The organism is Citricoccus zhacaiensis (genome assembly GCF_014645315.1).
GTDB classification, from domain to species: domain Bacteria; phylum Actinomycetota; class Actinomycetes; order Actinomycetales; family Micrococcaceae; genus Citricoccus; species Citricoccus zhacaiensis.
This window is the reverse complement of the sequence record NZ_BMLQ01000001.1, coordinates 159132-181687: the sequence shown is the minus strand read 5'-3', so window position 1 is coordinate 181687 and position 22556 is coordinate 159132. Positions and strand designations below refer to the sequence as shown.

Below are 22556 nucleotides of genomic sequence, written 5' to 3'. Positions count from 1 at the left end.
GGTGCACAGCATCGTGCATGAACCGGCGATAGACGCCAAGGGCAACCCCCTCCACGCTGGGAGTACGAGCCGGAGCCGAGCCGGCGGAATCCGAACATTCACCGAAGCACGCACCGGAGCACGCACCGGAGGGCGAACCGCTGCGGGACCAACCGTGAACTCGATGGAGGTGGCGGGCATGACCCTGATCCAGAACCCTGATGGCAACCGAACGCATTACAGCACCAGTGGAGCAGCGCGCGGCACCAGGCCAGAAACCCTTCCCGGAGCGAGGCCAGAATCCCTGTCCGGGAATCCACCGGGAGAGCCGTTCACGCGTCCAGACCCCTTCGACCGCCCGCCGGAGCAGGAGATCGTGTGGACCGACCCGGTCACCGGCTCCCGGGGATGGCTCGTGCTGCACACCCTGGTGGCGGGCATGGCCACGGGCGGCACCCGCATGCGAGCCGGCTGCACCCGGGACGAAGTCGCCGACCTGGCACGCTGCATGGCCACCAAGACCGCGGCGTTCGGCCTGCCCGTCGGCGGGGCCAAGGCGGGCATCGACTGCGATCCGCGGGACCCGGACGCGCTGGGGGTCCTGGAGCGCTTCTTCGCGCACATGCGGCCGTGGCTCGAGAACTCCTGGGTCACCGCCGAGGACCTCGGCGTCTCCCAGTCGGACCTCGACGCCGTCTTCACCCGGCTGGGGTTGGACCAGTCCTTTCACGCCGCCATCCGGCGCTCGCCGGACCCGGCGGCCACCCTGGACCGCGTCCGCGCAGGACTCGAGACTGTGGACCGGGACGGCCTGCCGCTGGGTGACGTGATCGGTGGCTACGGGGTGGCCCAGGCCTGCCTGGGGACGGCGGCCGCTCTCGGATGGGAACCCACGCGGACCACGGTCGCCATCCAGGGCATCGGCACCATGGGCGGAGGGGCCGCCTGGTACCTGCACGAGGCCGGTGTCCCCGTGACCGCGATCGCCGACGCCGCCGGCACCCTGTTCTGTCCCCGCGGCCTGGACATCCCGGCCCTGCTGGCCGCCCGCGACCACTACGGCGAGATTGACCGGGCGACCGTACCGTCCGGCGTCGAGTTCCTGCCGCGCGAGGCGGTGCTCGTGGCGCCCGCGGACATCCTCGTCCCGGCGGCGGTCTCCTATGCGCTGGGGGTCGGGTCCGTGGCGGACGTCGCGGCCCGGGCGGTGGTCGAGGCCGCGAACTCACCCACGACGCCGGACGCGGAGGAACGCCTGGCCGTGCGCGGGATCCCGGTGATCCCGGACTTCGTGGCCAACGCCGGGGCCGCGGCTTGGGCCTGGTGGTTGCTGCAGGGTCAGGTGGGCACCGACCCCGAGGATTCGTTCCGCCGCCTGCGGCAGGAGATGCAGGGCAAGGTGGCCTACATGCTCGCAGAATGGAGCGGTGCCCGGGTGAGCCCCCGGCGCAGTGCCTGGGGATTCGCCAGCGCCAACCTGGAGGCACTCGCCGGTCGCCAGATCACCATTCCCTGACCGCGCCGGGCGCTGCCGGCACCACTACACCCGCGTGAACAACGCGCCCAGCCGGTCCGAGACCACCGGCGAGCCGGCCAGCCGGAGACCGTGCCAGATCGTGACCTGGTTGGCCGTGAGAACGGGCTTGCCCAGCCGGCCCTCGATCGCGGGCAACACGTCCAGCGTGTGCATGGCTGTGTCCGGAATGAGCAGCGCCTCGGCGGCCGGATGGTCGTTCTGCAGGGCCAGATCCATCACCCGGGCGCCCTCCAGGGAGCCCACCTCCGCCGCCGTGTCGATCGCGGCACTGCCCCGGGCCACCACCTCGATCCCCGAGGCGGCCAGGAAGTCGGTGAAGAGCACCGCCACCTCCTCGGGATAGCTGGCCGCCACGGCGACCCGTCCGACGCCGAGCGCGGCCACGGCGGCCACGAACGACTGCGACGTGCTCGCCGCCGGCACTCCGGCCACCGTGGCCAGCTGGTCGGCCTGCTGGCGAACGCCCGCGTGGCCGTAGACGAAGCTGCCGGAGGTGCAGGCCCACATCACCGCGTCCACTGCGCCCGCCGACGCGTCCACCGGGCCCACCGCGTCCGCTGCCACGGCCGCGATCAGCCGCGAGACCCCCTCCGCGAGCTTCTCCGGGCTGCCCAGATCGAGGAGTTCGGGAACCGCGTGGAGGTCGGTGCCGTAGATGTGCACGACCGGCAGGCGCACGCCGAGCAGGCTCGCCGCAGTCGGGTATTCGTCCTCGGCAGCGTGGTCCGGGTAGATGATGCCGATGGTGGTCACGAGGGGGATTCCTCTCGGAAGACGTCGGCCAGCCAGCGGCCCGGGCCGACCATCGGCAGGCCCATGCGGCCGAGGCAGGCCCAGACTGTCAGTTGGTTCGCGGTCAGAACGGGCTTGCCGAGCCGGCGTTCCAGCGGTTCGACGATGTCGTAGGTGGGCAGGTTGGTGCAGGAGACGAAGATGGCCTCGGAGTCTGGGGTGTCCGCCGCGAGGATGAGCTCGGCCACGGTGCGGTAGTTGACCCGCCAGATCCCGCCGCCCAGGCCGAGGTAGTGACACTGCGGCACGGCCACTCCGAGTTCGCCGAGGAAGGCCACCAGGCGGTCCGTCAGGTCGGCGTCATAGGGGGTGATCACCGAGACCCGCCGCAGTCCCAGGGCCCGCACGGCCTCCGCCAGGGCGCCGGAGGTGGTGACGGCGTCGGGAGCTCCGGCCTCCAGGATGGACCGGCGGAGTTCGGATTCGTACTCGAGCCCGTGGATGAAGCTGCCGGCGGTGCACAGGTAGGCCACGACCTCCGGATCCACGCCGAGCACGTCCCGGGTGGCTGTCTGCACGTGCCGCCTCTCGGAGACGAGCTCGGCCATCCTCAGGCTGACCGGCACCGGCTCGAAGGGCGTCCGGGCGAGGTGGAGGCTGACGTCCAACGGCGTCCACCGCCACAGTTCCCGCTCCAGGGCCAGGTCGAAGGGCGCGATCACGCCGATGCCGCGCTGGGTCACGGGACCGTCGAAATCGATGTCTGACAGGTCCACTGCCGCCCCCGCCCCCTTCCACGTCGGTCTGCCACGTCGATCTGCCGAGTTGATGATGGGCTGAATCATAGGGGCGCCACCGTCCTCGCGACCATGGGCGGGTCACGACGCGTGGGCCCTTCCATCCGCGCAGATCAAACCCCCATAATGCGGGGACGTGACGGCCGTGAACCTGAGCGTCCACGAAGCCGTCCGGACGATGTCGCCGAACACCATGTCACCTACCGGGAGCTGCAGATGGACCCCACCCAGATGACCGCCGTCGAGCTCGTGGCCGCCTATGGGAGCCGGTCGCTCTCGCCCGTCGAGGCCACCACCGCGATCCTGGACCGGATCGGGACGGCGGACGGCGAGCTGGGGGCCTACTGCCTCGTGGACGGTGACCGTGCGCTGGACCAGGCCCGCGCGTCCGAGGCCAGGTGGCTCAGTGACCACCCCCAGGGGCTCCTGGACGGCGTGCCGGTCTCCATCAAGGACATCTTCCTGACGGACGGCTGGCCCACCCTTCGGGGTTCCCGGTCCATCGATACGGACCAGCCGTGGACGGTGGACTCGCCCGTCGCGGCCCGGCTCCGCGCGGACGGCATGGTCTTCCTCGGCAAGACCACGACGCCGGAGCTCGCCTGGAAGGCGGTCACGGACAGTCCGCTGACGGGCATCACCCGCAACCCCGCCGATCCGCGGTTGACCGCCGGCGGCTCCTCCGGTGGTTCTGCGGCCGCGGTGGCCGCTGGCATGGGGCCGTGCTCCGTGGGGACCGACGGCGGCGGCAGCGTCCGCATCCCGGCCTCCTTCTGCGGCATCGTGGGCTTCAAGCCCACCCATGGTCGGATCCCGCTGTACCCGGCCAGCCCGTTCGGTCCGCTGGCCCATGCCGGGCCGATGACGCGCACGGTGGAGGACGCGGCCCTGATGATGGACATCCTGGCGCTGCCGGATCCCCGGGATCCCACCTCGCTGGCGCCGCCGCAACGGACCTTCCGCGGAGAATTCAACCGGGAGGTGGCCGGACTGCACGTGGCCTACTCGCGTGACCTCGGCTACGCGACCGTGGACGGCGAGGTCGCGGCCGTCGTGGACGCGGTGGTGCGGCGGATCGACGAGGCGGGGCTGCCCGTCACCGAGGCCGATCCCGGCTTCACCGATCCGATCGAGGCCTTCGAGGTGTTGTGGGCCAGCGGAGCCGCCACCCTGCTGGACACGATGGCCGCCAGCTCACCCGGCACCCGGGAGAAGGTCGATCCGGGTCTGGGTCGGGTGTGGGACCGGGGGGAGACGATCAGCGCGGTCGAGTACCTCCGGGCCCGGGACGTCGCCGCGCAGGCGGGGATCACGATGGGCTCCTTCCACGAGGAGCACAACGTGCTGCTCACCCCCGCCGTGGGGATCCCGGCGTTCGAGGCCGGGCACGAGGTCCCTCCCGGCAGTGGACTGGAGCGTTGGCCGCAGTGGGCGACGTTCAGCTTTCCGTTCAACCTCACCCAGCAGCCGGCCATCAGCATCCCCGTGGGCGTCACCGCCGCCGGTCTGCCCGTGGGGCTGCAGATCGTGGGTCCGCGGCACTCCGACGACCTCGTGCTGGCCGTCGCACGGTTCGTGGAGTGGCTGCTGGAGCAGTAGCCCCTACTCGCGCTCGAACACCAGCCGCTCGCCGGCGAATCCGTTCCGCCACAGGTCATTGCAGGCCGCGGCCATGGCCTCGAGCCCGGCGGAATCGGTCGAGCTGTCCGGGCCGTCTGCTGAGCCGTCCGGGCCCGCCACGACCGTGCCGAACACGTTGCCCGGGACCCAGCCGACGTCGCCGTTGAGGAGCAGGTTGTTCCGGTCGTAGAACAGGGCCAGGTCCGTGGCGCCCTGTGCCTCATGGGCGGTGGTGCCGGGAGCATAGCCGTAGGCCGGGTTGCCGATCTCCCAGGGCTCGAAGTCGAACAGGCACACGTCCCCGGGGATCGGCGTGACCGTGGGGTTCTCCCGCCGGGGTGCCGCCGTAATGCGGGGCAGCAGGGCGTACACCTCGTTGCGGGCGAACTTCGCGTGATAGGCGTCCCCGGCCAGCGGGAGGGCTTCCCAGACGGCCGCACACGTGGCCGGAGCGAGGTCGTCGAGCAACCGGACGCGGCAGGACACTCCGCGGGTGGCGAGCGTGAGCGTGAGGTGGCGTGGCATCGGGTCTCCGTAGTTCTTTCTAGATCTCCGCGAGGACCTCGGACCACAGGCCGAGCCCCTCATCGATCTCCTCCGCGGTGACGACGAGCGGCGGGATCATCCGTACCACGTTCATGTAGGCGCCACAGGTCAGCATCAGCAGTCCCTTGTCCGCCGCCACGGTCAGGGCGGCCTTGGCCCGGACCGGATCGGGGGTGCCGTCGGCGGCGGTGAACTCGCTGCCCACCATCAGCCCGAGCCCGCGGACGTCCCCGATCCCACTGGCACCGGGGGAGCCGGCCGTGGCGGCCGACCGGGCGCCGTCGAGCAATTGGGTGCCGCGTTCGGCGGCGTTGCCCACGAGCCCCTCGTCCTCGATCACCCGCAGGGTCGCGACGGCGGCCGCACAGGACACGGCGTTGGCACCGTAGGTGCCCCCCTGGGACCCCGGCCAGGCGCGGGCCATCACCTCTGCGGTGGCGGCGATCCCGGACAGCGGGAAGCCGGAGGCGATGCCCTTGGCGAAGGTGATGATGTCCGGAAAGACGTCAAAGTGCTGGTGCCCGAAGTACCGTCCGGTGCGGCCGAATCCGGTCTGGATCTCGTCCATGACCAACAGGATGCCGTGCCGGTCCGCCCGCTCGCGCAGCCCGGCGAAGAAGGCGGTGTTCCCGGGGATGTAGCCCCCTTCGCCGAGGACCGGCTCCACGATGAACGCCGCCGTCTCCTGCGGGGACGTCACGGTGGCGAAGAGGTAGTCCAGCTCCCGCAGGGCGAAGGCCGTGGCCTCCTCCTCGCTCCAGCCGTAGCGGTAGGCGGTGGGGAACGGGGCCACGTGCACCCCGGACATCAGGGGACTGAACCCGGCGGAGAACCGCGTGCCGGACGTGGTCATGGTCGAGGCGGCCACCGTGCGGCCGTGGAAGCCGCCGTGGAACACGATGACGTTCGGCCGCGCGGTGGCCTGCCGGACCAGGCGCAGCGCCGCCTCCACGGCCTCGCTGCCGGAGTTCGCGAAGAACAGAGAGTCCAGGTGGCCCGGCAGCACCTCGGCCAGTTTCTCGGTCAACTCGAGCAGGGGCCGGTGCATGACGGTCGTGTACTGGCCGTGGATGAGGGAGGCCACCTGCTCCTGGGCGGCTGCCACCACGCGCGGATGGCAGTGGCCCGTGCTGACTACCCCGATGCCGGCGGTGAAGTCGAGGAACCGTCGCCCGTCCTGGTCGTAGAGGCAACTTCCGAGGGCATGGTCCACGATCACGGGACTGGCCTGCTTCAGATGGGGTGACAACGCCGTCATAGATGAGCCTCCGGTCGAGGAGTGGGTACTGGGTCGGTGGCTGCGGTTGGGTGTTGACAGTACTTCTACGATGGGCGGACCGGCAAGGATCCACGACGCGGAGGCAGCCCATGCGCCAGTCAACCCCCTCTTCAACCACCGAGGCAGCGGCCATCGCCTCCGTGCCGACCGGCCTGTTCGCCGGCGGCCGGTGGCAGACCACCGCCCGTTCCATGCCCGTGGAGGATCCGTCCACGGGAGAGGTCCTGACCGAGGTGGCCGACGCCAGCCCGGAGGAGGCCGCCGGCGCCCTGGACGCCGCGGCGACGGCCCAGGCCGACTGGGCGGCGACCCCGCCACGGCAGCGCAGCGAGATCCTGAGCCGGGCCCACCGGCTCATGGTCGAGGAGACCGACCGGCTGGCCCTGGTCATGACCCTGGAGATGGGCAAACCTCTGGCGGAGGCCCGCGGTGAGGTGGCCTACGCGGCCGAGTTCTTCCGCTGGTTCGCCGAGGAGGCGGTGCGGATCGACGGGGGCTACATGACCGCCCCTGCCGGCGACTCCCGCTTCCTGGTGGCCCGCGAGCCCGTGGGGCCCTGCATCCTCATCACGCCGTGGAACTTCCCGCTGGCCATGGGGACCCGCAAGATCGGCCCGGCGCTGGCTGCCGGGTGCACCTGCGTCATCAAGCCCGCCTCCCACACGCCGCTGTCCATCCTGGCCCTGGCCGAGATCCTCGTCCGCGCCGGGGTTCCGGACGGGGTGGTCAACGTGGTCACCACGAAACGCAGCAACGACGTGATGACCCCTCTGATCCTCGACCCGAGGTCCCGCAAGCTGTCCTTCACCGGCTCCACCGAGGTGGGCAAGGGACTGCTGGAACTCGCCGCGAAGACCGTCATGCGCACCTCGATGGAACTGGGCGGCAACGCCCCGTTCCTGGTCTTCGAGGACGCCGACCTGGATGCCGCCGTGGAGGGCGCGATGCAGGCCAAGATGCGCAACATCGGCCAGGCCTGCACCGCCGCCAACCGCATCCTGGTCCAGCGCTCGGTGGCCGCGGACTTCGCCGATCGGCTCACCCGGCGCATGGCCGAGCTGCCGCTCGGGCGCGGTGTGGAGGACGGTGTGGTCGTGGGGCCGCTCATCAATGCCGGGGCCGTGGACAAGGTCACCGAACTCGTGCGCGACGCCGTCGGGCGCGGGGCGGAGGTGCGGCTGGGCGGGCAGGCCGTGGACCGGCCGGGTCACTACTATCCGGCGACGGTGCTCACCGGGGTGCCGGCCGACGCCGAGATGTGCAGTGCCGAGATCTTCGGGCCCGTGGCCGCGCTCTCCGAGTTCGACACCGAGGAGGAGGCCGTGGCGATCGCCAACGACACCCCCTACGGGCTGGTCTCGTACCTCTACACCACCGACCTGGCGCGCGGCTTCCGCGTCAGCCACGCACTGGAGACGGGGATGGTCGGCCTCAACCGCGGGGTGGTCTCCAACCCGGCGGCACCCTTCGGCGGTGTCAAGGAGTCCGGGGTGGGCCGTGAGGGCGGATTCAGCGGCATCGACGAGTTCCTGGAGACGAAGTACATCAGCGTCGGACTCTGATGCCAGCCTTTGATACCAGTCTCTGATCGTGCTCCGGCTCAGCTGGTCGCGGCGACCCACCGGCGGGCGGCCTCGGCCACGATATCCCGCTCACCGATCCATGCGGGGACAGCGGCATCGGGGAAGATGGTCATCCCGTAGTGGGCCCCGAGGAGTTGGCCGGCCAGGGAGCCGGTCGAATCGGAATCGCCGCCGTGGTTGACGGCCAGATGCAGGGCCGATCGGAAATGCAGCGCCGCGCGGAAATCGACGGGCACCAACGCCTCGGCTTCCGGGTCCATGGCGACGGGATCCACCGCACCGCCCGTCACCAGCACGGCGTAGACGGCGATGGCCAGGGCCTCCTCGGCCACCCAGCCCTCGCCCAGTGCGGCGGGGAGAGCACCGGTACTTGCAGATCCGTCAGATCCGTCCGGTCGGTCAGCGCCGACCGACCCGGCCAGAGCGACGGCCGCACGGACCGCCGCGGCCGTGCCGCCGTCGTCGGGCACGGTGTCCAGCCACTCCAGCGCGGCGGTGACGGACGCGTCGACCGTGTGCCCTGCCATGAGCCGGGAGATCATCAGGCCGAAGGCGGCGGCCGAGGTCCAGGCCGCCGGATGGCCGTGGGTCAGGACGGCACCCCGGCGGGCGAGGGACACGACCATGGTGTCCTCCAGGCCGGGGACCATGCCGTAGGGGGCCGAGCGCATGACGGTCCCGCAGCCCTTCGACTCTGGGTTCTGCGGCTGGTGGGGCAGGCCCATGTCACGCGAGGACAGGCCGGACAGGCAGGCGTTGCCGGGAGCCCGGCGCACGTGCATCTCCGGGTGCTCCTCGAGCCACCGAGTGGGCGGCTCGGGGGCACCCTCGGGGAGGGTGCCGGTCTGGGTGCGGTACCAGCGCAGGCAGGAGAGCCACACGCAGGCGGAGGGATCGGCCATGGAGCCCTCGTTGGCCCATTCGATCCAGTCGAGCAGGCCGTCAAGGACGAAGAGCGTCATCTGCGTGTCGTCGCTGACGGGGATCGTCCCGCCCGCACGGATGGTGGGGACCTGGAGGGGGTGCGTCAGCCCGCCGTCCCCGTGCTCGGCGCGGATCTGCGCCAGGGAGGAGAACTCGACGGTATAGCCCAGGGCGTCCCCGGCGGCACCGCCGGACAGCAGGCCCAGCACCCGTGAGGGGTAGGAGGGGGAGGACGGCGCGGCGGATTCGCTCATGACCTCCATCGTAGGCACTGCCGGCGGCATGGCACGACCACATCGGTAGGACGACACCTGCAGGACCACATCGGGACGACCGCGGTTGTGGAGAAGTGCCAAACGCGTCCCCGGTGCCGGATAGCGTGGAGTCCATGTTGATCCTGCACACCTCTGACTGGCACCTGGGCCGGTCGTTCCACGGAACCGGACTGCTCGAGGCACAGCGTGAGGTCCTCGGCCAGATGGCGGCCACGGTCCGGGACCGGGGCGTGGACCTGGTCCTGGTGTCCGGTGACGTGTATGACCGTGCCCTGCCCGCCGCTGATGCCGTGGAGGTCCTCGACCGGGCGCTCGCTGAGCTGGTGACCGCCGGGGCGGCCGTGGTGCTGACCAGCGGGAACCACGATTCCGCCATCCGGCTGGGCTTCGGCGGCCACCTCATGGGCGCCTCCGGGGTGCACTTCCGGACCCGGATGGACCAGGTCACCGCACCGGTGGTGCTGGAGGATCCCGACGGCGGCCTGGTCGCCGTCTACGGTGTGCCCTACCTCGAACCCCGGCACGCCGGACAGGTGTGGGAGGTGGAACCGAACCACACTGCGGTGACGGCCGAGGCGGTGCGAAGGATCCGGGAGGACGCTGCGGCGCGGTTCGGCGGCCAGGAGCACGAGCAGGAGCAGGAGCAAGACGTGGCCGTGGTCGCCATGGCGCATCTCTTCGCCGCAGGCGGTGCCGGGTCGGACAGTGAGCGGGACATCGGGGCGGAGGCTCCCGAGAACCACGTGCTCAAGAACCAGGTGCCCGGGAACCAGACGGGGCAGGCGGACTGCGCGCCGGAGGAGCTACTGGTGGGCACCCTCGGCCAGGTCCCGGTCTCGGTCTTCGAGGGCATCGACTACGTGGCACTGGGCCACCTTCATGGCCGCCAGCGGATGGCGGAGACGGTGCGGTACTCGGGATCGCCACTGCCTTACTCCTTCTCCGAGGCCAACCACACCAAGGGCGGACTGCTCGTGAGGACGGCCGGGGGCGCGGTGACGGGCGTCGAGACCGTGGACTGGTCCGCCGGCAGGAAGCTTGCCGTCCTGCGAGGACGGATCGAGGACCTGTTGGACAACCCGGACCACGCGTGGGCGGAGGACCGCTGGTGCCAGATCACCGTCACGGACCCGGTACGCCCCCCGCAGGCCTACCGCCGGCTGAAGGAGCGCTTCGACGGGCTGTTGAACTTCGTCCTCCATCCCGACGTCGGCGCCGCCGCGGTGACGTCGACCTACGCCGCCCGGCTGGCCGCCGCGACCTCGGACCTCGAGGTGTGCACCGGATTCGTGGAGCATGTGCGGCAGCGCCCGGCGTCCGCCTCCGAGACAGCGCTGTTGACGGCCGCGTTGGCGGAGAGCCGGACCGCGCTCGAGTATGAGGGAGGCGCCGCATGAGGATCCATCGTCTTGAGCTGCAGGCCTTCGGCCCCTTCGCCGGACGGGAGAACATCGACTTCTCCGAACTCAACGAGGCCGGATTGTTCTTGCTCGACGGCCCCACCGGTGCCGGCAAATCCACCGTGCTGGCCGGGATCTGCTTCGCGCTCTACGGAACGGTCCCCGGTGGCCGGAGCGCCGAGGGGCTGGCGAGCACCCAGTCCCCGATCGGGACTCGGCCCGAGGTCCTGCTGGACTTCACCATCGGCGCCCGGAACTTCGAGGTTCTGCGGTGGCCGAAGTACCGGCGTCCGGCCAAACGGCAACGCCAGGGCGAGGCCGGCATCAGCCTGACCGAGGAGAAGGCCGGTGCGGTGCTCCGTGAACTCCGGGACGGGGAGTGGGCCGAGGTCTCGGTGCGGGCGGACGAGATCGGCCAGCTGTTGCGCCAGGAGCTGTATCTGGACGCCGAGCAGTTCATGCGTGTCGTGCTGTTGCCCCAGGGGGAGTTCGCCGCCTTCCTGAGGGCCGGCTCCCAGGAGAAGGAGACGCTGCTGCGCAAGCTTTTCGGCACGGGCCGGTATGACGGGGTTGCGACGTCCCTGGCCGCACGGCAGCAGGCTCTGGAACAAGCGGCGCGGCGGGACCGGGATCTCGTGGCCACAGCCCGCCAGGATCTCCTGTACTCGCTGCAGGACGGACTGGGAGAGGGATGGTGGGGCTCCGAAGCCGAGCCGGAGGGGTGGCCGGACGCCGAGCTCGTGTCCCAGTCGACCGGTGCCGTCGCCGCTGCCCTGGAGGCCTCCCGCGCCGCACGCCAAGACGCCGTGGTGGAGGCGTCCCGTGCTCAACGGGCCGTGGACGCGGTGAACCGGACCCGCCAGGACCTGCAGGCCGCACAGGCCTGGGCGGACCGGACCAGCCGCCACGAGGAGAAGCGAGACCACGCGGTCTCCGCCCGGTCTGCCGTCGAACAGCACGGGGCGGCAGTGCCCGTGCACCGCAGGGCCACGGAGGCCCGGGCGGCCGAGGACGCCCACCGCGAGCATCGTGTGGCTCTGGACCGTGCCGTGGAACGGGCGTGGGCGGATGACTACTGTCTGGCGTGGGACAGAGCCGGGGACCGGGCCGGCGTCGAGACGTCAGCCGACCTGGTGTCCCGCTTCGACGACCTGCGCCAACGGGCCGAACGGGACCTCGACCGGCTGGCCGACCGCGAGCGGGACGCTACAGCCCTGACCCGGGCCGAGGAGGAACGTGCCCGGCTGATCGACTCCATCGAGGTCTCGACCCGCACCGCCACGTCGGCAGAGGCCGAACGGGACGTGCTGGTGGCAGCGCAGCGTAGCCTGCACCAGCGCCTCGAGGACCTGGCCAGTCCGGCCGCGAGCCTGGGCCCGGCCGGGTTGCTCCTTGAACAGTCCACCGCCCGGAGGGAAGCAGCACTGGCCCATGAGCGGGACCACCACGCCAGGGCGGCCGCCGAGGACGCGTTGCGGACTGCCACCGACCGGGCCCAAGCGGCCGTGGATGCCTGGCAGGATCTCGTCGAACGGCGGCTGGCCGGGGCCGCCTCACTGTTGGCGGCTGCTCTGCAGGACGGCCAGGCATGCCAGGTGTGTGGATCCGTGGACCACCCGTCCCCGGCGGCCCCGGGGGGCTCCGAGATCTCCGCCGAGGCCCAGGACCGGGCCCGACAGGACATGGACGAACTCACGGCAGTCCGGCGCCGTGCCGAGGCCGCCGTGGACGAGGCGCGCCGGACGGCTGAGGCCAGCCGGCTGGCCTCGGCCGGCCTGTCACCGCAGGAGGCCGAAGCGGCGCTGGCACAGGCCCATGATGCGGTGTCCGCCGCACAGCAAGCAGCCCGGGACCTCGAGCTGGCCCGTACCGCTGTGCAGCAGAACGAACAGGACCAGCTGGCCCAGGCCAAGGCCGCCGAGACGGCTCGCGGAGACCTCGCTGCGGCGCAGGCCCGGTTGACGGCGGCGGACGAGGACATCGATCGCCTCCGCAGGGTGGTGGCAGAGGCCCTGGACGGCCGGACCGACCTCGCTGAGGTGCGTCGGGAACTGGAGGCGGCCAAGCAACTCGTGGACACCGTGGTCGCGGCTGCGGCTGCTGAATCCACCCACCGGTCATTGGCCGTCCAGGCCGCCGAACACCTCTCCGCTGAGCTGGGGGCGAGTCCCTTCGCCACGGTCGAGGACGTTCGTGCCGCCGTGTTGCCGTCCGAGGAGGAGGCCCGGCTCGCGGCTTCAGTCCGGGACTGGGACCACGAGGAGGCACGCCTGGCCGAGCTGGCCGCCAGTGAGCCGGTGCAACGCGGACGTGAGCTTCTCCGGGCCGGCGTCGAACCGCCGTCGGAGCAGGAGGTGGCACAGTTCGAGGCGGCCCTGGACGCCGCCACGCAGCATCGTGATGCCGCGGGTGAACGGGTCGGCGTGCTGGAGTCACTGCACCGGCAGACGGCCCGGCAGGCCGGCGTGCTGACCGAGGTCGCCGGACGCTCCGCCGGCCAGGTGGCGGATCTCGAAGAGACGGAGGGGCTGCTCAGGCTCGTCCGCGGCGCGGGGGAGAACTCCTACAAGATGACTCTCGGCAGTTACGTGCTCGCCGGTCGCCTGGAGGAGGTGGTGGCAGCCGCCACGGAACGGCTCCTGGGCATGACCCAGGGCCGGTACGAGTTGCGCCACGACGACTCGGCGCGGGGCCGCGGCATCCGTGGGCTCGACATCACGGTGTTCGACCGGTACACCGAGGACGAGCGGGCCGCCTCGACCCTGTCCGGCGGGGAGACGTTCATGGCCTCGCTGGCCCTGGCCCTGGGGCTGGCGGACACCGTGCAGGCCGAGGCCGGGGGAGTGGATATGGACACCCTGTTCGTGGACGAGGGCTTCGGATCCCTGGACACCGCCACCCTGGCCGACGTCATGGACGTGCTGGACGGACTGCAGGCCGGTGGCCGGACCATCGGCATCGTCAGCCACGTGGACCGGATGAAGCAGGACATCGGCTACCGGCTCGAGGTGCAGAAGACCCAGCAGGGTTCACACCTTCAGGTCCGAGTGCCGGACCGGGCGGGGCCGGTCAGGCGAGCTTGAGCGCGGCGTTGGTGGCCTGCTCGACCTCTTCCATCAGGGACCGGTTCTCGTTGAGCCGGTGACCGCGGGAAGGGATCATCTCCTGCAGCTTCGGCTTCCACGCCTCCATCATGGCGGGGAAGCACTTCTCCAGTAGTCCGACCATGATCGGAGCCGCCTGAGATGCGCCCGGGGAGGCACCCAGCAAAGCGCCGATCGAGCCGTCACCCGCCGTGACGACCTCGGTGCCGAACTGCAGCACGCCGCCCTTCTTCGGGTCCTTCTTCATGACCTGCACACGCTGGCCAGCGGTGATCATCTCCCAGTCGCCACCGTTGGCGAGCGGGTAGAAGTCCTGGAGGGCATCGACCTTCTTGGCCTGACTCTTGGTGACCTCGGTGACGAGGTACTTCACCAGGTCCACGTTGTCCTTGGCGACGTTGAGCATGGGCAACAGGTTGTGCGCCCGGACCGACAGGGGCAGGTCCAGGTAGGACCCGGACTTCAGGAAGTTCGAGGAGAAGCCGCCATAGGGGCCGAACAGCAGCGAACGGCGCCCGTCCACGAAGCGGGTGTCCAGGTGCGGAACGGACATCGGCGGGGCGCCGACCGAGGCCTGGCCGTAGACCTTGGCCATGTGCTGGTTGACGATCGACTCGTCAGTGCACTTGAGGAACTTGCCGGAGACGGGGAAGCCGCCGAAGCCCTTGCCCTCGGGGATGCCGGAGGACTGCAGCAGGTGCAGGGCACCGCCCCCGGCCCCCAGGAAGACGAAGCGGGCCCGGGCGGTGAAGGACTCGCCGGCGGCCTTGTTCTTGACCTTGAGTTCCCATCGCCCGTCGGTGCCGCGGTCCACGGAGGTGACCTTGTGGCCGAAGCGCACGTCCACACCGGAGTTGGCCAGGTTGGTGGTCAACTGCCGGGTCAGCGAGCCGAAGTCCACGTCCGTGCCGTTGGTCTGGCGGGAGGCGGCCAGCCGCTGGCCGCCCTTGCGACCGTCAATGAGCAGCGGGGCCCAGCCGCGGATGGTGTCCGGGTCCTCCGTGTACTCCATGGTCTCGAACAGCGGGTGGGCGCTGAGGGACTCGTGGCGGGTCTTGAGGTAGTCGGCGTGGTCGTTGCCCCACACAAAGCTCATGTGCGGCAGCGGATTGATGAAGGTCTTCGGGTCGCCGAGCTTGCCCTCGTTGACCAGGTAGGACCAGAACTGACGGCTGACCTGGAACTGCTCGTTGATGGCCAGTGCCTTGGTCGGATCAACCGTGCCATCGGGACCCAGCGGGGAGTAGTTCAGCTCGCAGAGGGCGGCGTGACCGGTGCCGGCGTTGTTCCAGGGGTCGGAGGACTCGAGACCGGCCTGGTTGAGATTCTCGAACAGGCCGATCGACCAGTCCGGCTGCAGCTGCTGCAGGAAGGTCCCCAGCGTGGCGCTCATGATGCCACCCCCCACCAGGACAACGTCGTAGGTGGTTGCGGCAGACTGCTGGCTCACGATTCTCTCCCAGGGTTACGGATGGGTGACAGATAGGGGTCTGCCCTTGACTTTACTACCGGCGCGGACCGGTCTGATCCACGGGAACGATCCGGTCGAAACGCTCGTCCAAGACCGGTGAGGTCGGGTAGGAGACCAGCGTGTGTCCCGAGGCGACCGCGGAGATCGGATACACCAGGGGCAGGGCGGGCAGATCCAGCGCCAGCGATTCCGCACTGCGCCGGTACAGGGTCGTGCGGGTCTCGGCATCCCTGATGGACACGGCCTCGGCCAGGGTCTCGACCACGAACTGGTTCGAGTAGCCGAATTCGGTGGAGTGACTGCCGAAGAGCGGCTCGAGGAAGTGGTGCGGATCGCGGTACTCGCCGGTTCGGCCGGACAGGTGGAAGGCCCGGCCAGTGTCCGCGGTGAGCCGGTCGAGATAGCCGTCCTCCCACCGGACAGGCACCGGTTCCAGGACGAGTCCGACGTTCGCCAAGTCCTCGGCGATCCGGGCATACACGGGTTCCGGGGAGGGCAGATAGGGCCGTGACGTCTCCACGGGGTACAGGAATTCCAACGGCTCACCGCGGTATCCGGCCAATTCCAGCAGCTCCCGGGCCTTCTCGGCGTCGTAGCCGTAGGTCGTCAACTCCGGATGGGCCACCCCCAGGGATGGTGGAACGAATTCGTCGGCCCGCGAGGACCCCGCCAGGAAGTACTCCTCGGCCAGGGCCCTTCGGTCGACGGCGTGTGCCACGGCCTGACGAACATACAGCTGGCCCAGGATCGGATGCCGGGTGTTCATCCCCAGGTACAGGACGGAGAAGGGATCCCGTTGGAGCACCTGCGCACCTCCCTGTACCAGGGGGCGCAGCGTGGACGGTGAGACGTAGTCGAAGGCATCGAGGCGGCCGCGGCGCAGCTCCCGGAGCCGTTGCTGGACGCCGGTGATCGTGGACAGGGTCACCGGCCCGACGGCGGAGGGCCCGCCACGGTAGTCCGGGTCGGCTTCCAGCACCAGAAGGTCCTCCGCGGTGGACTGGTCGGTGCCGTCGGTCTTGCCGGTCCCGTCTGCCGGTGTTTCGCCCCACCGGAACGGGCCGGTCCCTGAGGGTCGAGCCTCCGGGAGCTCGCCGGGCTCAGTGTCCGACAGGGCGCGGTCGAAATCGGCCCAGGAATCTGGCGAGCTGAGGCCGAACGGGGGAGAGGTGAGTGCTGCGGCGAGGAAGACGATCGGTTCGGACAGGACGAGGGACACCGTCCGTTCACCAACGGTCTGGCACTCGATGTAGCGGCACTGCTCATCACCGGCGTAACCGCCGAAGACGGAGGCAAAGGCCAAGCGGGGCAGCCGGTCCAGTCGGTCCTGTCCCAGGAGTTCGGGCAGTCGCGCCCACCGCTCGAAGTTGGCGGCGACGACCTCGGCAGTCAAGGCGGTGCCGTCATGGAATTCGACATCCGGTGTGAGGGAGAAGGTATAGCGCAGACCGTCGTCGGTGACGGTCCAGTCACTGGCCAGGTGGGGGATCGGGGCACCCGTGTTGTGGTCGACCCCGAGGAGCGTCTCCAGGACCTGGCGCGTGCTGCGATGGGACTCGGCGTCCACGGTGAGGGACGGGTCCAGCGACTGGGGCCGGGCCGGAACGCCGATGGTCACGGGCACCGTGGCCGGAGCGCGGGGTGCCGATGGGGGCGAACTGGAGCCCGCCGGTTCGGATTCGCTGCGGATCTGGGACGCGCACCCGCTCATCGGCAAGACGAACGCCGCCGCCAGGGACGTGATGACGGTGCGGCGCGAGATCTCCACGCGTCCGGGCCTCCCTGAAACTGAGGTGAAAGGGTCTGGTACTTCTGGTGCGGGCGGGGGGACTTGAACCCCCACGTCCGAAGACACTGGAACCTAAATCCAGCGCGTCTGCCAATTCCGCCACGCCCGCAGGCCCCCGCTGACGGGGACAACGGCCCATCATACCCGCTGGGGCGGGGGCGGATCCGTCGTGGGCCCGAGGCGGCGCGGGCCGGAAAGGCCGCGCTGATGCCTCCCTGACGCGCCCCGGGGCAGTCCTGAGGCGACTCAGGCGAGGTGGAGATCCCGGCGCAGCTTGGCCACGTGTCCCGTCGCCCGGACGTTGTACTGGGCCAGTTCCACGGTGCCGTCGGTACCGACCACCACAGTGGAGCGGATCAGGCCCTCGTAGGTCCGTCCGTAGTTCTTCTTCTCTCCCCAGGCCCCGTAGGCGGCAGCCACGGTGTGGTCCTCGTCCGAGAGCAGGGGGAAGGCCAGCGACTCGGCCTCGGCGAACTTCGTCAGTTTGGCCGGCCCGTCGGGCGAGATTCCCAGCACGGCGAAGCCCTCGGCCGTGAACGCCGCGAGGTTGTCACGGAAGTCGCAGGCCTGGGTGGTGCAGCCGGGCGTGGCAGCGGCGGGGTAGAAGTACACGATGACCCGTTGGCCGGTGTAGTCGGCGAGGGAGACGGTGTTGCCTTCCTGGTCGGTCAAGCTGAAGGCGGGGGCCGTGTCGCCCGGGGCGAGTCGCTGCTGATCAGTCATGCGCACCACTGTAGGGCTTCTGCCGATGTACAACGTGTCCAAGGTGAGCAGGCGGTACACCGTCGGTGCAAGGCACTCACCGCGCTCTCACCCCGTCGTCGGAGCTCAGGAGGTCGCTGGCGCCGAGGTGGCCGACGCCGCTGCCGTGAGGAAGTCCTCATCCGAGCACGCGGGGAGGGATTCCAGCCAGGCGGTGCTGGGATCCACGTCTGCCAGGCGGCGTGCGTCCACCTGCTCGGGCTCGCCGGCCGCGCTCAGGACGGCGATGACCTCCGTCGGCACGGTCTCGGCGGTGATGTCCAGGCCGTCGCCGTTGAGGTCGTCCGGGTCCAGGTCCACACACCAGCGGGCTGCCTCAACCTCGTCCAGCGCCTTCGGAGCCGCGGGTTCCGGCACCGGGGTCGTGGGTGAAGTGGTGGTCGGGGTGGTGGGTGCAGGAGTGGACGGCGACGTGGACGGTGCTGCCGATGACTCCGTTGGCTGCCCCGGAGAGGGCACCGGAACCGACGGCGTCGGCGTGGGTGCCGGCGTCGGGGTAGGCGTGGGTGCCGACGGTGTTGGCGTGGGCACAGGCGTGGTCGTGGGTGTCGGCGTTGGGGTAGGCGTCGGAGTGGCGGTAGGCGTGGGCGCCGGCGTCGTGGGTTCGGCGGTGGCACTCGGCTGCGGGACCGTTGGCTGGGCCGGCTCGGTCGGCTTGCTCGGCTTACTCGGGTTACTCGGCTTGGTGGGCTTCGGCTCCGCCGTGGCGGACGGGCTCGAGGGCTGTTCAGGCCGTCCGGGGCTCTTCGCCGGTGGGACATCGGCCCGAGGGGCCTCGGAGCCACTCTTGCCGCCTTGGCGACCGTCCTGTTCGTCTTGCTTCTGATCGCCCTGATCCTGTGGGTCGGGGCCACGGCCACCAGAGGTGGAGTCCTTTGGGCCGGACGCGATGCTGGTCGGCGGGGCCGTCGTCGGATTGCCGTGGGAGGCGTTGCGGATGCGTTCCAGGTCCTCCGGGGAGAGGGCGGCCGGCTGGCCCGCCACGGCCGGCAGCACGAGGGAGGGATCCAGATACCGGCCGTCCAGGGTGATGCCGAAGTGGACGTGGCAGCCGGTGGAGTTGCCGGTCGTCCCGGCCAGGGCGATCACGTCACCTCGGGTCACCCGGTCGCCGGCGGACACCAGGAGAACCGAGTTGTGGTGATAGGCGGTGGCCAGTCCGTCACCGTGGTCCACGTCGATCCGCAGTCCGGACGTCCCCCGGTCCGCGGCGAAGCGCACGGTGCCATCGGCGGAGGCCCGGACCGGAGTGCCACAGGCCACCGGGTAGTCCTGACCGATGTGGAACTGCATGGCCGGACCGACATTGGTCGGGTTGACGCGCCAGCCGAAGGCGGAGCTGAGGGAGATGGGCCCAGACACGGGATGGTCCATCACCACATTGATGCCTGGGATCGCGCCTCGATGGGCCGAGGCCGGCACATGACCCGAGGTGGCGTCAGCGGACCCGGTCCGTTCCTGCAGCGTCTGCTGCTGGGATGCCGAGAGGACGACGAAGGAGCCCGTGTAGGCGCTCCGGGCGGTGGCGAAGGTGCCGTGCGTCGCCGGAGCGAGTTCCCCGGAGGACGCACTGTCGGACGGGTCGGTCGTGGTGAGCGAATCGGGCAGGAGGAAGGTAGATCCTCGTTGCGCGTCCTGGCTGTGGGTGGCATCCGTCGCGGTGGAGGGAAGCTCTGTCCCCAGTGACGGAAGAGCCATCGAGGTGCCCACTCCTCCGGAGACTGCCAGCAGAACCAGTGCCGTCGTTGCAGCACCAGCAGGTGCCCATCCATGCTTCACGATCCGGTTTACCTCGATCTTCCCTCATCGCAGCGACTGTCGATAGCCGATAGCGTCGCACGCTTTGGACACGGGAGGTAGACCTGAAGGTGAACGGAGAGTGCGTCGGGCGTGTCGATTCCCGCAACGGTGCCCGCGGTTCCCTCGCGGGAGCACTCGTGCCGGTGGCGGAGAGGAGGGAATACAGCCGGAAACACAGAAGGGCCCCGGTCCTGTGACCGGGGCCCTTCTGGCGGGTGCACCCCCCGGGACTCGAACCCGGAACCCATTGATTAAGAGTCAATTGCTCTGCCAGTTGAGCTAGAGGTGCCTGTTGTTCTGGACCGATAAACCGTCCGTGCAACGAGGAAAAACTTTAGCAGAGAACCGGGGTGGACGCGAAATCCACGGAGGCGTGGCCTTCGCCACTACGGGCGGGGATCTCCGGACGCGGCCGGCTCGGGAGACTCACCGGTCTCGCCGGTCTCGGCGTAGTAGGACTCCAGGGTGTCCATGAAGTGGGACATGAACTGGTGGAAGTCCTCGGCGTCCTCGTCCTGCTCCAGAACGAGGGTGCCGTCGTCCTCGTCCTGCTCCGGGCTGGGCCTGAGGGCGGTGAGGTGGGCCCGCAGGTTCTCCGTCAGCGGCACCCGGGGCGCCCCGGAGACCTCGAACCAGGTCCGGAAGCCGGTCACGGTCTCGACCTGGTAGCCGGTACCCGTGTCCGCCAGGGTGGCCACATTGCCCAGGGCCACCGTCGCGATGGAGGTGTCGGCCGGCACCTGGGGCAGGACGTCCAGGTCGACGGGGCACAGCAGCAACTCGAGGGGCTGCCGGCGATAGCCGATCGTCCAGGGATTGCCGGCGCCGGAGGGCTGCGCATAGACGAGATTGAAGTCGCCGTGGTTGAACACGCGGGTGTCGAAGACCCCGCGGAGCAGGTGCTTCAGGTCTTCGCCGTCCATGGGGTCAGTCTACGGACCGCGAGGCCGGCCCGCGTGTGGGAAGTCGTGGGGGATGTCGTGTGCGGTGTCACGTGGGGGCCGGCAGTGGCGGGCGGTCCTAGGATGTTGCCCATGACCACCCCCACCGCAGACACCACCCTTCCCGGCGGTTCGGAGGGCGGAGGCAACTCCGGTGCCTCCACCCCGGACATCAAGCCACGCTCCCGCGCGGTCACCGACGGAATGGAGCGCGCCCCCGCACGCGGCATGCTCCGTGCGGTCGGCATGGGCGACGAGGACTTCGCCAAGCCCCAGATCGGCATCGCCAGCTCCTGGAACGAGATCACCCCGTGCAACCTCTCCCTGGACCGCCTCGCACAGGCCTCCAAGGAGGGTGTCCACGCCGGTGGTGGCTACCCGCTCGAGTTCGGCACCATCTCCGTGTCTGACGGCATCTCCATGGGCCACGACGGCATGCACTACTCGCTCGTGTCCCGCGAGGTCATCGCTGACTCCGTGGAGACCGTGATGCAGGCCGAGCGCCTGGACGGCTCCGTGTTGCTGGCCGGCTGTGACAAGTCCCTGCCGGGCATGCTGATGGCCGCCGCCCGTCTGGACGTCTCCAGCGTGTTCATTTATGCCGGGTCCACCATGCCGGGGTACGCCACCCTGGAGGACGGCACGGAGAAGCAGGTCACCCTGATCGACGCCTTCGAGGCCGTGGGCGCGTGCGCTCGTGGATTGATGAGCGAGAAGGACCTGGACACCATCGAACGGGCCATCTGCCCGGGCGAGGGCGCCTGTGGCGGCATGTACACGGCCAACACCATGGCCTGCATCGGCGAGGCACTCGGCATGTCCCTGCCCGGCTCTGCCGCCCCGCCCTCGGCCGACCGCCGCCGCGACGCCTTCTCCCGCAAGTCCGGCGAGGCCGTCGTCAACCTGCTGCGCCTGGGCATCACCTCGCGGGACATCATGACCATGAAGGCCTTCGAGAACGCCATCGCCGTGACCATGGCCTTCGGCGGCTCCTCCAACGCGGTGCTACACCTGCTCGCGATCGCCCGCGAGGCCGGCGTCGACCTCACCCTCGACGATTTCAACCGCATCGGTGACAAGGTCCCGCACCTGGGCGACCTCAAGCCCTTCGGTCAGTACGTCATGACGGATGTGGACAAGGTCGGCGGCGTTCCCGTGGTCATGAAGGCCCTGCTGGACGCCGGGCTCATCCATGGCGACGCCCTGACCGTCACGGGCAAGACCGTGGCCGAGAACCTGGCGGACATCACGCCCCCGGACCTGGACGGCAAGGTCCTGCGTGCCCTGGACAACCCGCTGCACCACAACGGCGGCCTCGCGATCCTCAAGGGATCCCTGGCCCCCGAGGGCGCCGTGGTGAAGTCCGCCGGTTTCGACGCCGACGTCTTCGAGGGCACCGCCCGCGTCTTCGAGCGCGAACGCCAGGCCATGGACGCCCTGGAGGCGAACGAGCTGCAGGCGGGCGACGTCGTCGTCATCCGCTACGAGGGGCCCAAGGGTGGTCCCGGCATGCGCGAGATGCTGGCGATCACCGGGGCTATCAAGGGTGCCGGCCTGGGCAAGGACGTCCTGTTGCTGACGGATGGTCGCTTCTCGGGCGGTACCACCGGCTTGTGCATCGGCCACGTGGCCCCGGAGGCGTCCGACGCCGGCCCGATCGCCTTCGTGCGCGACGGCGACCGGATCCGCGTGGACATCGCCGCCCGCACGCTGGACCTCCTGGTCCCGGAGGACGAGCTGGAGGCTCGCAAGGTCGGCTGGGAGCCGATCCCGCCGAAGTTCACCACCGGGGTGCTCGGCAAGTACGCCAAGCTCGTGCACTCCGCGGCCGAGGGCGCCTACCTCGGCTGAATGTCCACGAACCGGACACCCGTCTCACGATGTGAGACGGGTGTCCGGTAGATTGACACCGTCAGCACCCACTCGGGGATACTGGTCGCATGTCCAACACACGACTAGTCGTCGTTATCCAGCGCCTGGCCTGAACCACGGTTCGGTACGGCGGGTCCGCCCGCTG

Annotated in this window: 16 protein-coding genes and 2 tRNA genes; 6 read left to right on the top strand and 12 right to left on the bottom strand. The window is 70.1% G+C overall.

What is annotated here, in order from left to right; translation table 11 throughout:
* Positions 1-178 precede the first annotated feature (178 nt).
* Entirely contained in the window at positions 179-1495 is a 1317-nt protein-coding gene (locus IEX49_RS00770; RefSeq protein WP_188803253.1) for a Glu/Leu/Phe/Val dehydrogenase dimerization domain-containing protein, read from the top strand.
* Positions 1496-1519: 24 nt separating this feature from the next.
* Here the strand turns inward: IEX49_RS00770 and IEX49_RS00765 are convergent, their stop codons facing one another.
* Positions 1520-2269: a maleate cis-trans isomerase family protein gene (locus IEX49_RS00765; protein WP_188803251.1), complete on the bottom strand. Its 750-nt coding sequence runs from the start codon at positions 2267-2269 to the stop codon at positions 1520-1522.
* Positions 2266-3024: a maleate cis-trans isomerase family protein gene (locus tag IEX49_RS00760; RefSeq protein WP_229672068.1), complete on the bottom strand. Its 759-nt coding sequence runs from the start codon at positions 3022-3024 to the stop codon at positions 2266-2268. Before IEX49_RS00760 ends, IEX49_RS00765 begins: the two co-directional genes overlap by 4 nt.
* 237 nt (positions 3025-3261) lie before the next feature.
* Between IEX49_RS00760 and IEX49_RS00755 the strand changes: the two genes are divergently transcribed.
* The gene (locus IEX49_RS00755) at positions 3262-4644 is read left to right on the top strand and encodes an amidase (RefSeq protein WP_188803247.1); all 1383 of its coding nucleotides are present in this window, start codon (positions 3262-3264) and stop codon (positions 4642-4644) included.
* A gap of 3 nt (positions 4645-4647) precedes the next feature.
* Here the strand turns inward: IEX49_RS00755 and IEX49_RS00750 are convergent, their stop codons facing one another.
* Both IEX49_RS00750 and IEX49_RS00745 read right to left on the bottom strand, forming a co-directional pair.
* Positions 4648-5190 (bottom strand): DUF3830 family protein, encoded by a 543-nt coding sequence (locus IEX49_RS00750; RefSeq protein WP_188803245.1) that lies wholly within the window; start codon positions 5188-5190, stop codon positions 4648-4650.
* Between the two features lie 19 nt (positions 5191-5209).
* Positions 5210-6469, bottom strand: a complete 1260-nt coding sequence (locus tag IEX49_RS00745; RefSeq protein WP_188803243.1) for an aspartate aminotransferase family protein — start codon at positions 6467-6469, stop codon at positions 5210-5212.
* Positions 6470-6579: 110 nt separating this feature from the next.
* Between IEX49_RS00745 and IEX49_RS00740 the strand changes: the two genes are divergently transcribed.
* Complete coding sequence (locus IEX49_RS00740) at positions 6580-8052, top strand: NAD-dependent succinate-semialdehyde dehydrogenase (RefSeq protein WP_188803240.1); 1473 nt, start codon at positions 6580-6582, stop codon at positions 8050-8052.
* Positions 8053-8090: 38 nt separating this feature from the next.
* Here IEX49_RS00740 and IEX49_RS00735 read toward each other — a convergent pair whose 3' ends face one another.
* Positions 8091-9251, bottom strand: coding sequence for an ADP-ribosylglycohydrolase family protein (locus IEX49_RS00735; protein ID WP_229672067.1), 1161 nt, complete (start codon positions 9249-9251; stop codon positions 8091-8093).
* Positions 9252-9385: 134 nt separating this feature from the next.
* Here IEX49_RS00735 and IEX49_RS00730 point away from each other — a divergent pair, with 134 nt between their 5' ends.
* Both IEX49_RS00730 and IEX49_RS00725 read left to right on the top strand, forming a co-directional pair.
* Positions 9386-10669 carry an exonuclease SbcCD subunit D gene (locus IEX49_RS00730; RefSeq protein WP_188803238.1) on the top strand — a complete coding sequence of 428 codons (1284 nt, stop codon included), beginning with the start codon at positions 9386-9388 and terminating at the stop codon, positions 10667-10669.
* Positions 10666-13755, top strand: coding sequence for an AAA family ATPase (locus IEX49_RS00725; RefSeq protein ID WP_188803236.1), 3090 nt, complete (start codon positions 10666-10668; stop codon positions 13753-13755). The genes IEX49_RS00730 and IEX49_RS00725 overlap by 4 nt, the downstream gene beginning before the upstream one ends.
* Here IEX49_RS00725 and IEX49_RS00720 read toward each other — a convergent pair.
* The 7 genes from IEX49_RS00720 to IEX49_RS00690 all read right to left on the bottom strand — a co-directional run bounded on the left by IEX49_RS00720 (position 13742) and on the right by IEX49_RS00690 (position 20521).
* Positions 13742-15226 carry a malate:quinone oxidoreductase gene (locus IEX49_RS00720; protein WP_188803234.1) on the bottom strand — a complete coding sequence of 495 codons (1485 nt, stop codon included), beginning with the start codon at positions 15224-15226 and terminating at the stop codon, positions 13742-13744. The two genes, IEX49_RS00725 and IEX49_RS00720, sit on opposite strands and share 14 nt — an antisense overlap.
* A 55-nt stretch (positions 15227-15281) precedes the next feature.
* Positions 15282-17015 (bottom strand): ABC transporter substrate-binding protein, encoded by a 1734-nt coding sequence (locus tag IEX49_RS00715; protein ID WP_188803232.1) that lies wholly within the window; start codon positions 17013-17015, stop codon positions 15282-15284.
* Between the two features lie 45 nt (positions 17016-17060).
* Positions 17061-17145, bottom strand: a tRNA-Leu gene (locus tag IEX49_RS00710).
* Positions 17146-17282: 137 nt separating this feature from the next.
* Positions 17283-17759: a thioredoxin-dependent thiol peroxidase gene (bcp, locus tag IEX49_RS00705; RefSeq protein WP_188803230.1), complete on the bottom strand. Its 477-nt coding sequence runs from the start codon at positions 17757-17759 to the stop codon at positions 17283-17285.
* Positions 17760-17864: 105 nt separating this feature from the next.
* Positions 17865-19496: a M23 family metallopeptidase gene (locus tag IEX49_RS16980; protein WP_308421893.1), complete on the bottom strand. Its 1632-nt coding sequence runs from the start codon at positions 19494-19496 to the stop codon at positions 17865-17867.
* 318 nt (positions 19497-19814) lie between these two features.
* A tRNA-Lys gene (locus IEX49_RS00695) sits at positions 19815-19887 on the bottom strand.
* A 97-nt stretch (positions 19888-19984) separates the two neighbouring features.
* A complete protein-coding gene (locus tag IEX49_RS00690; protein ID WP_188803228.1) occupies positions 19985-20521 on the bottom strand; it encodes a hypothetical protein in 537 nt (178 codons plus the stop codon).
* Between the two features lie 111 nt (positions 20522-20632).
* Here IEX49_RS00690 and ilvD point away from each other — a divergent pair, with 111 nt between their 5' ends.
* Complete coding sequence (ilvD, locus tag IEX49_RS00685; RefSeq protein ID WP_268237686.1) at positions 20633-22390, top strand: dihydroxy-acid dehydratase; 1758 nt, start codon at positions 20633-20635, stop codon at positions 22388-22390.
* Positions 22391-22556 lie beyond the last annotated feature (166 nt).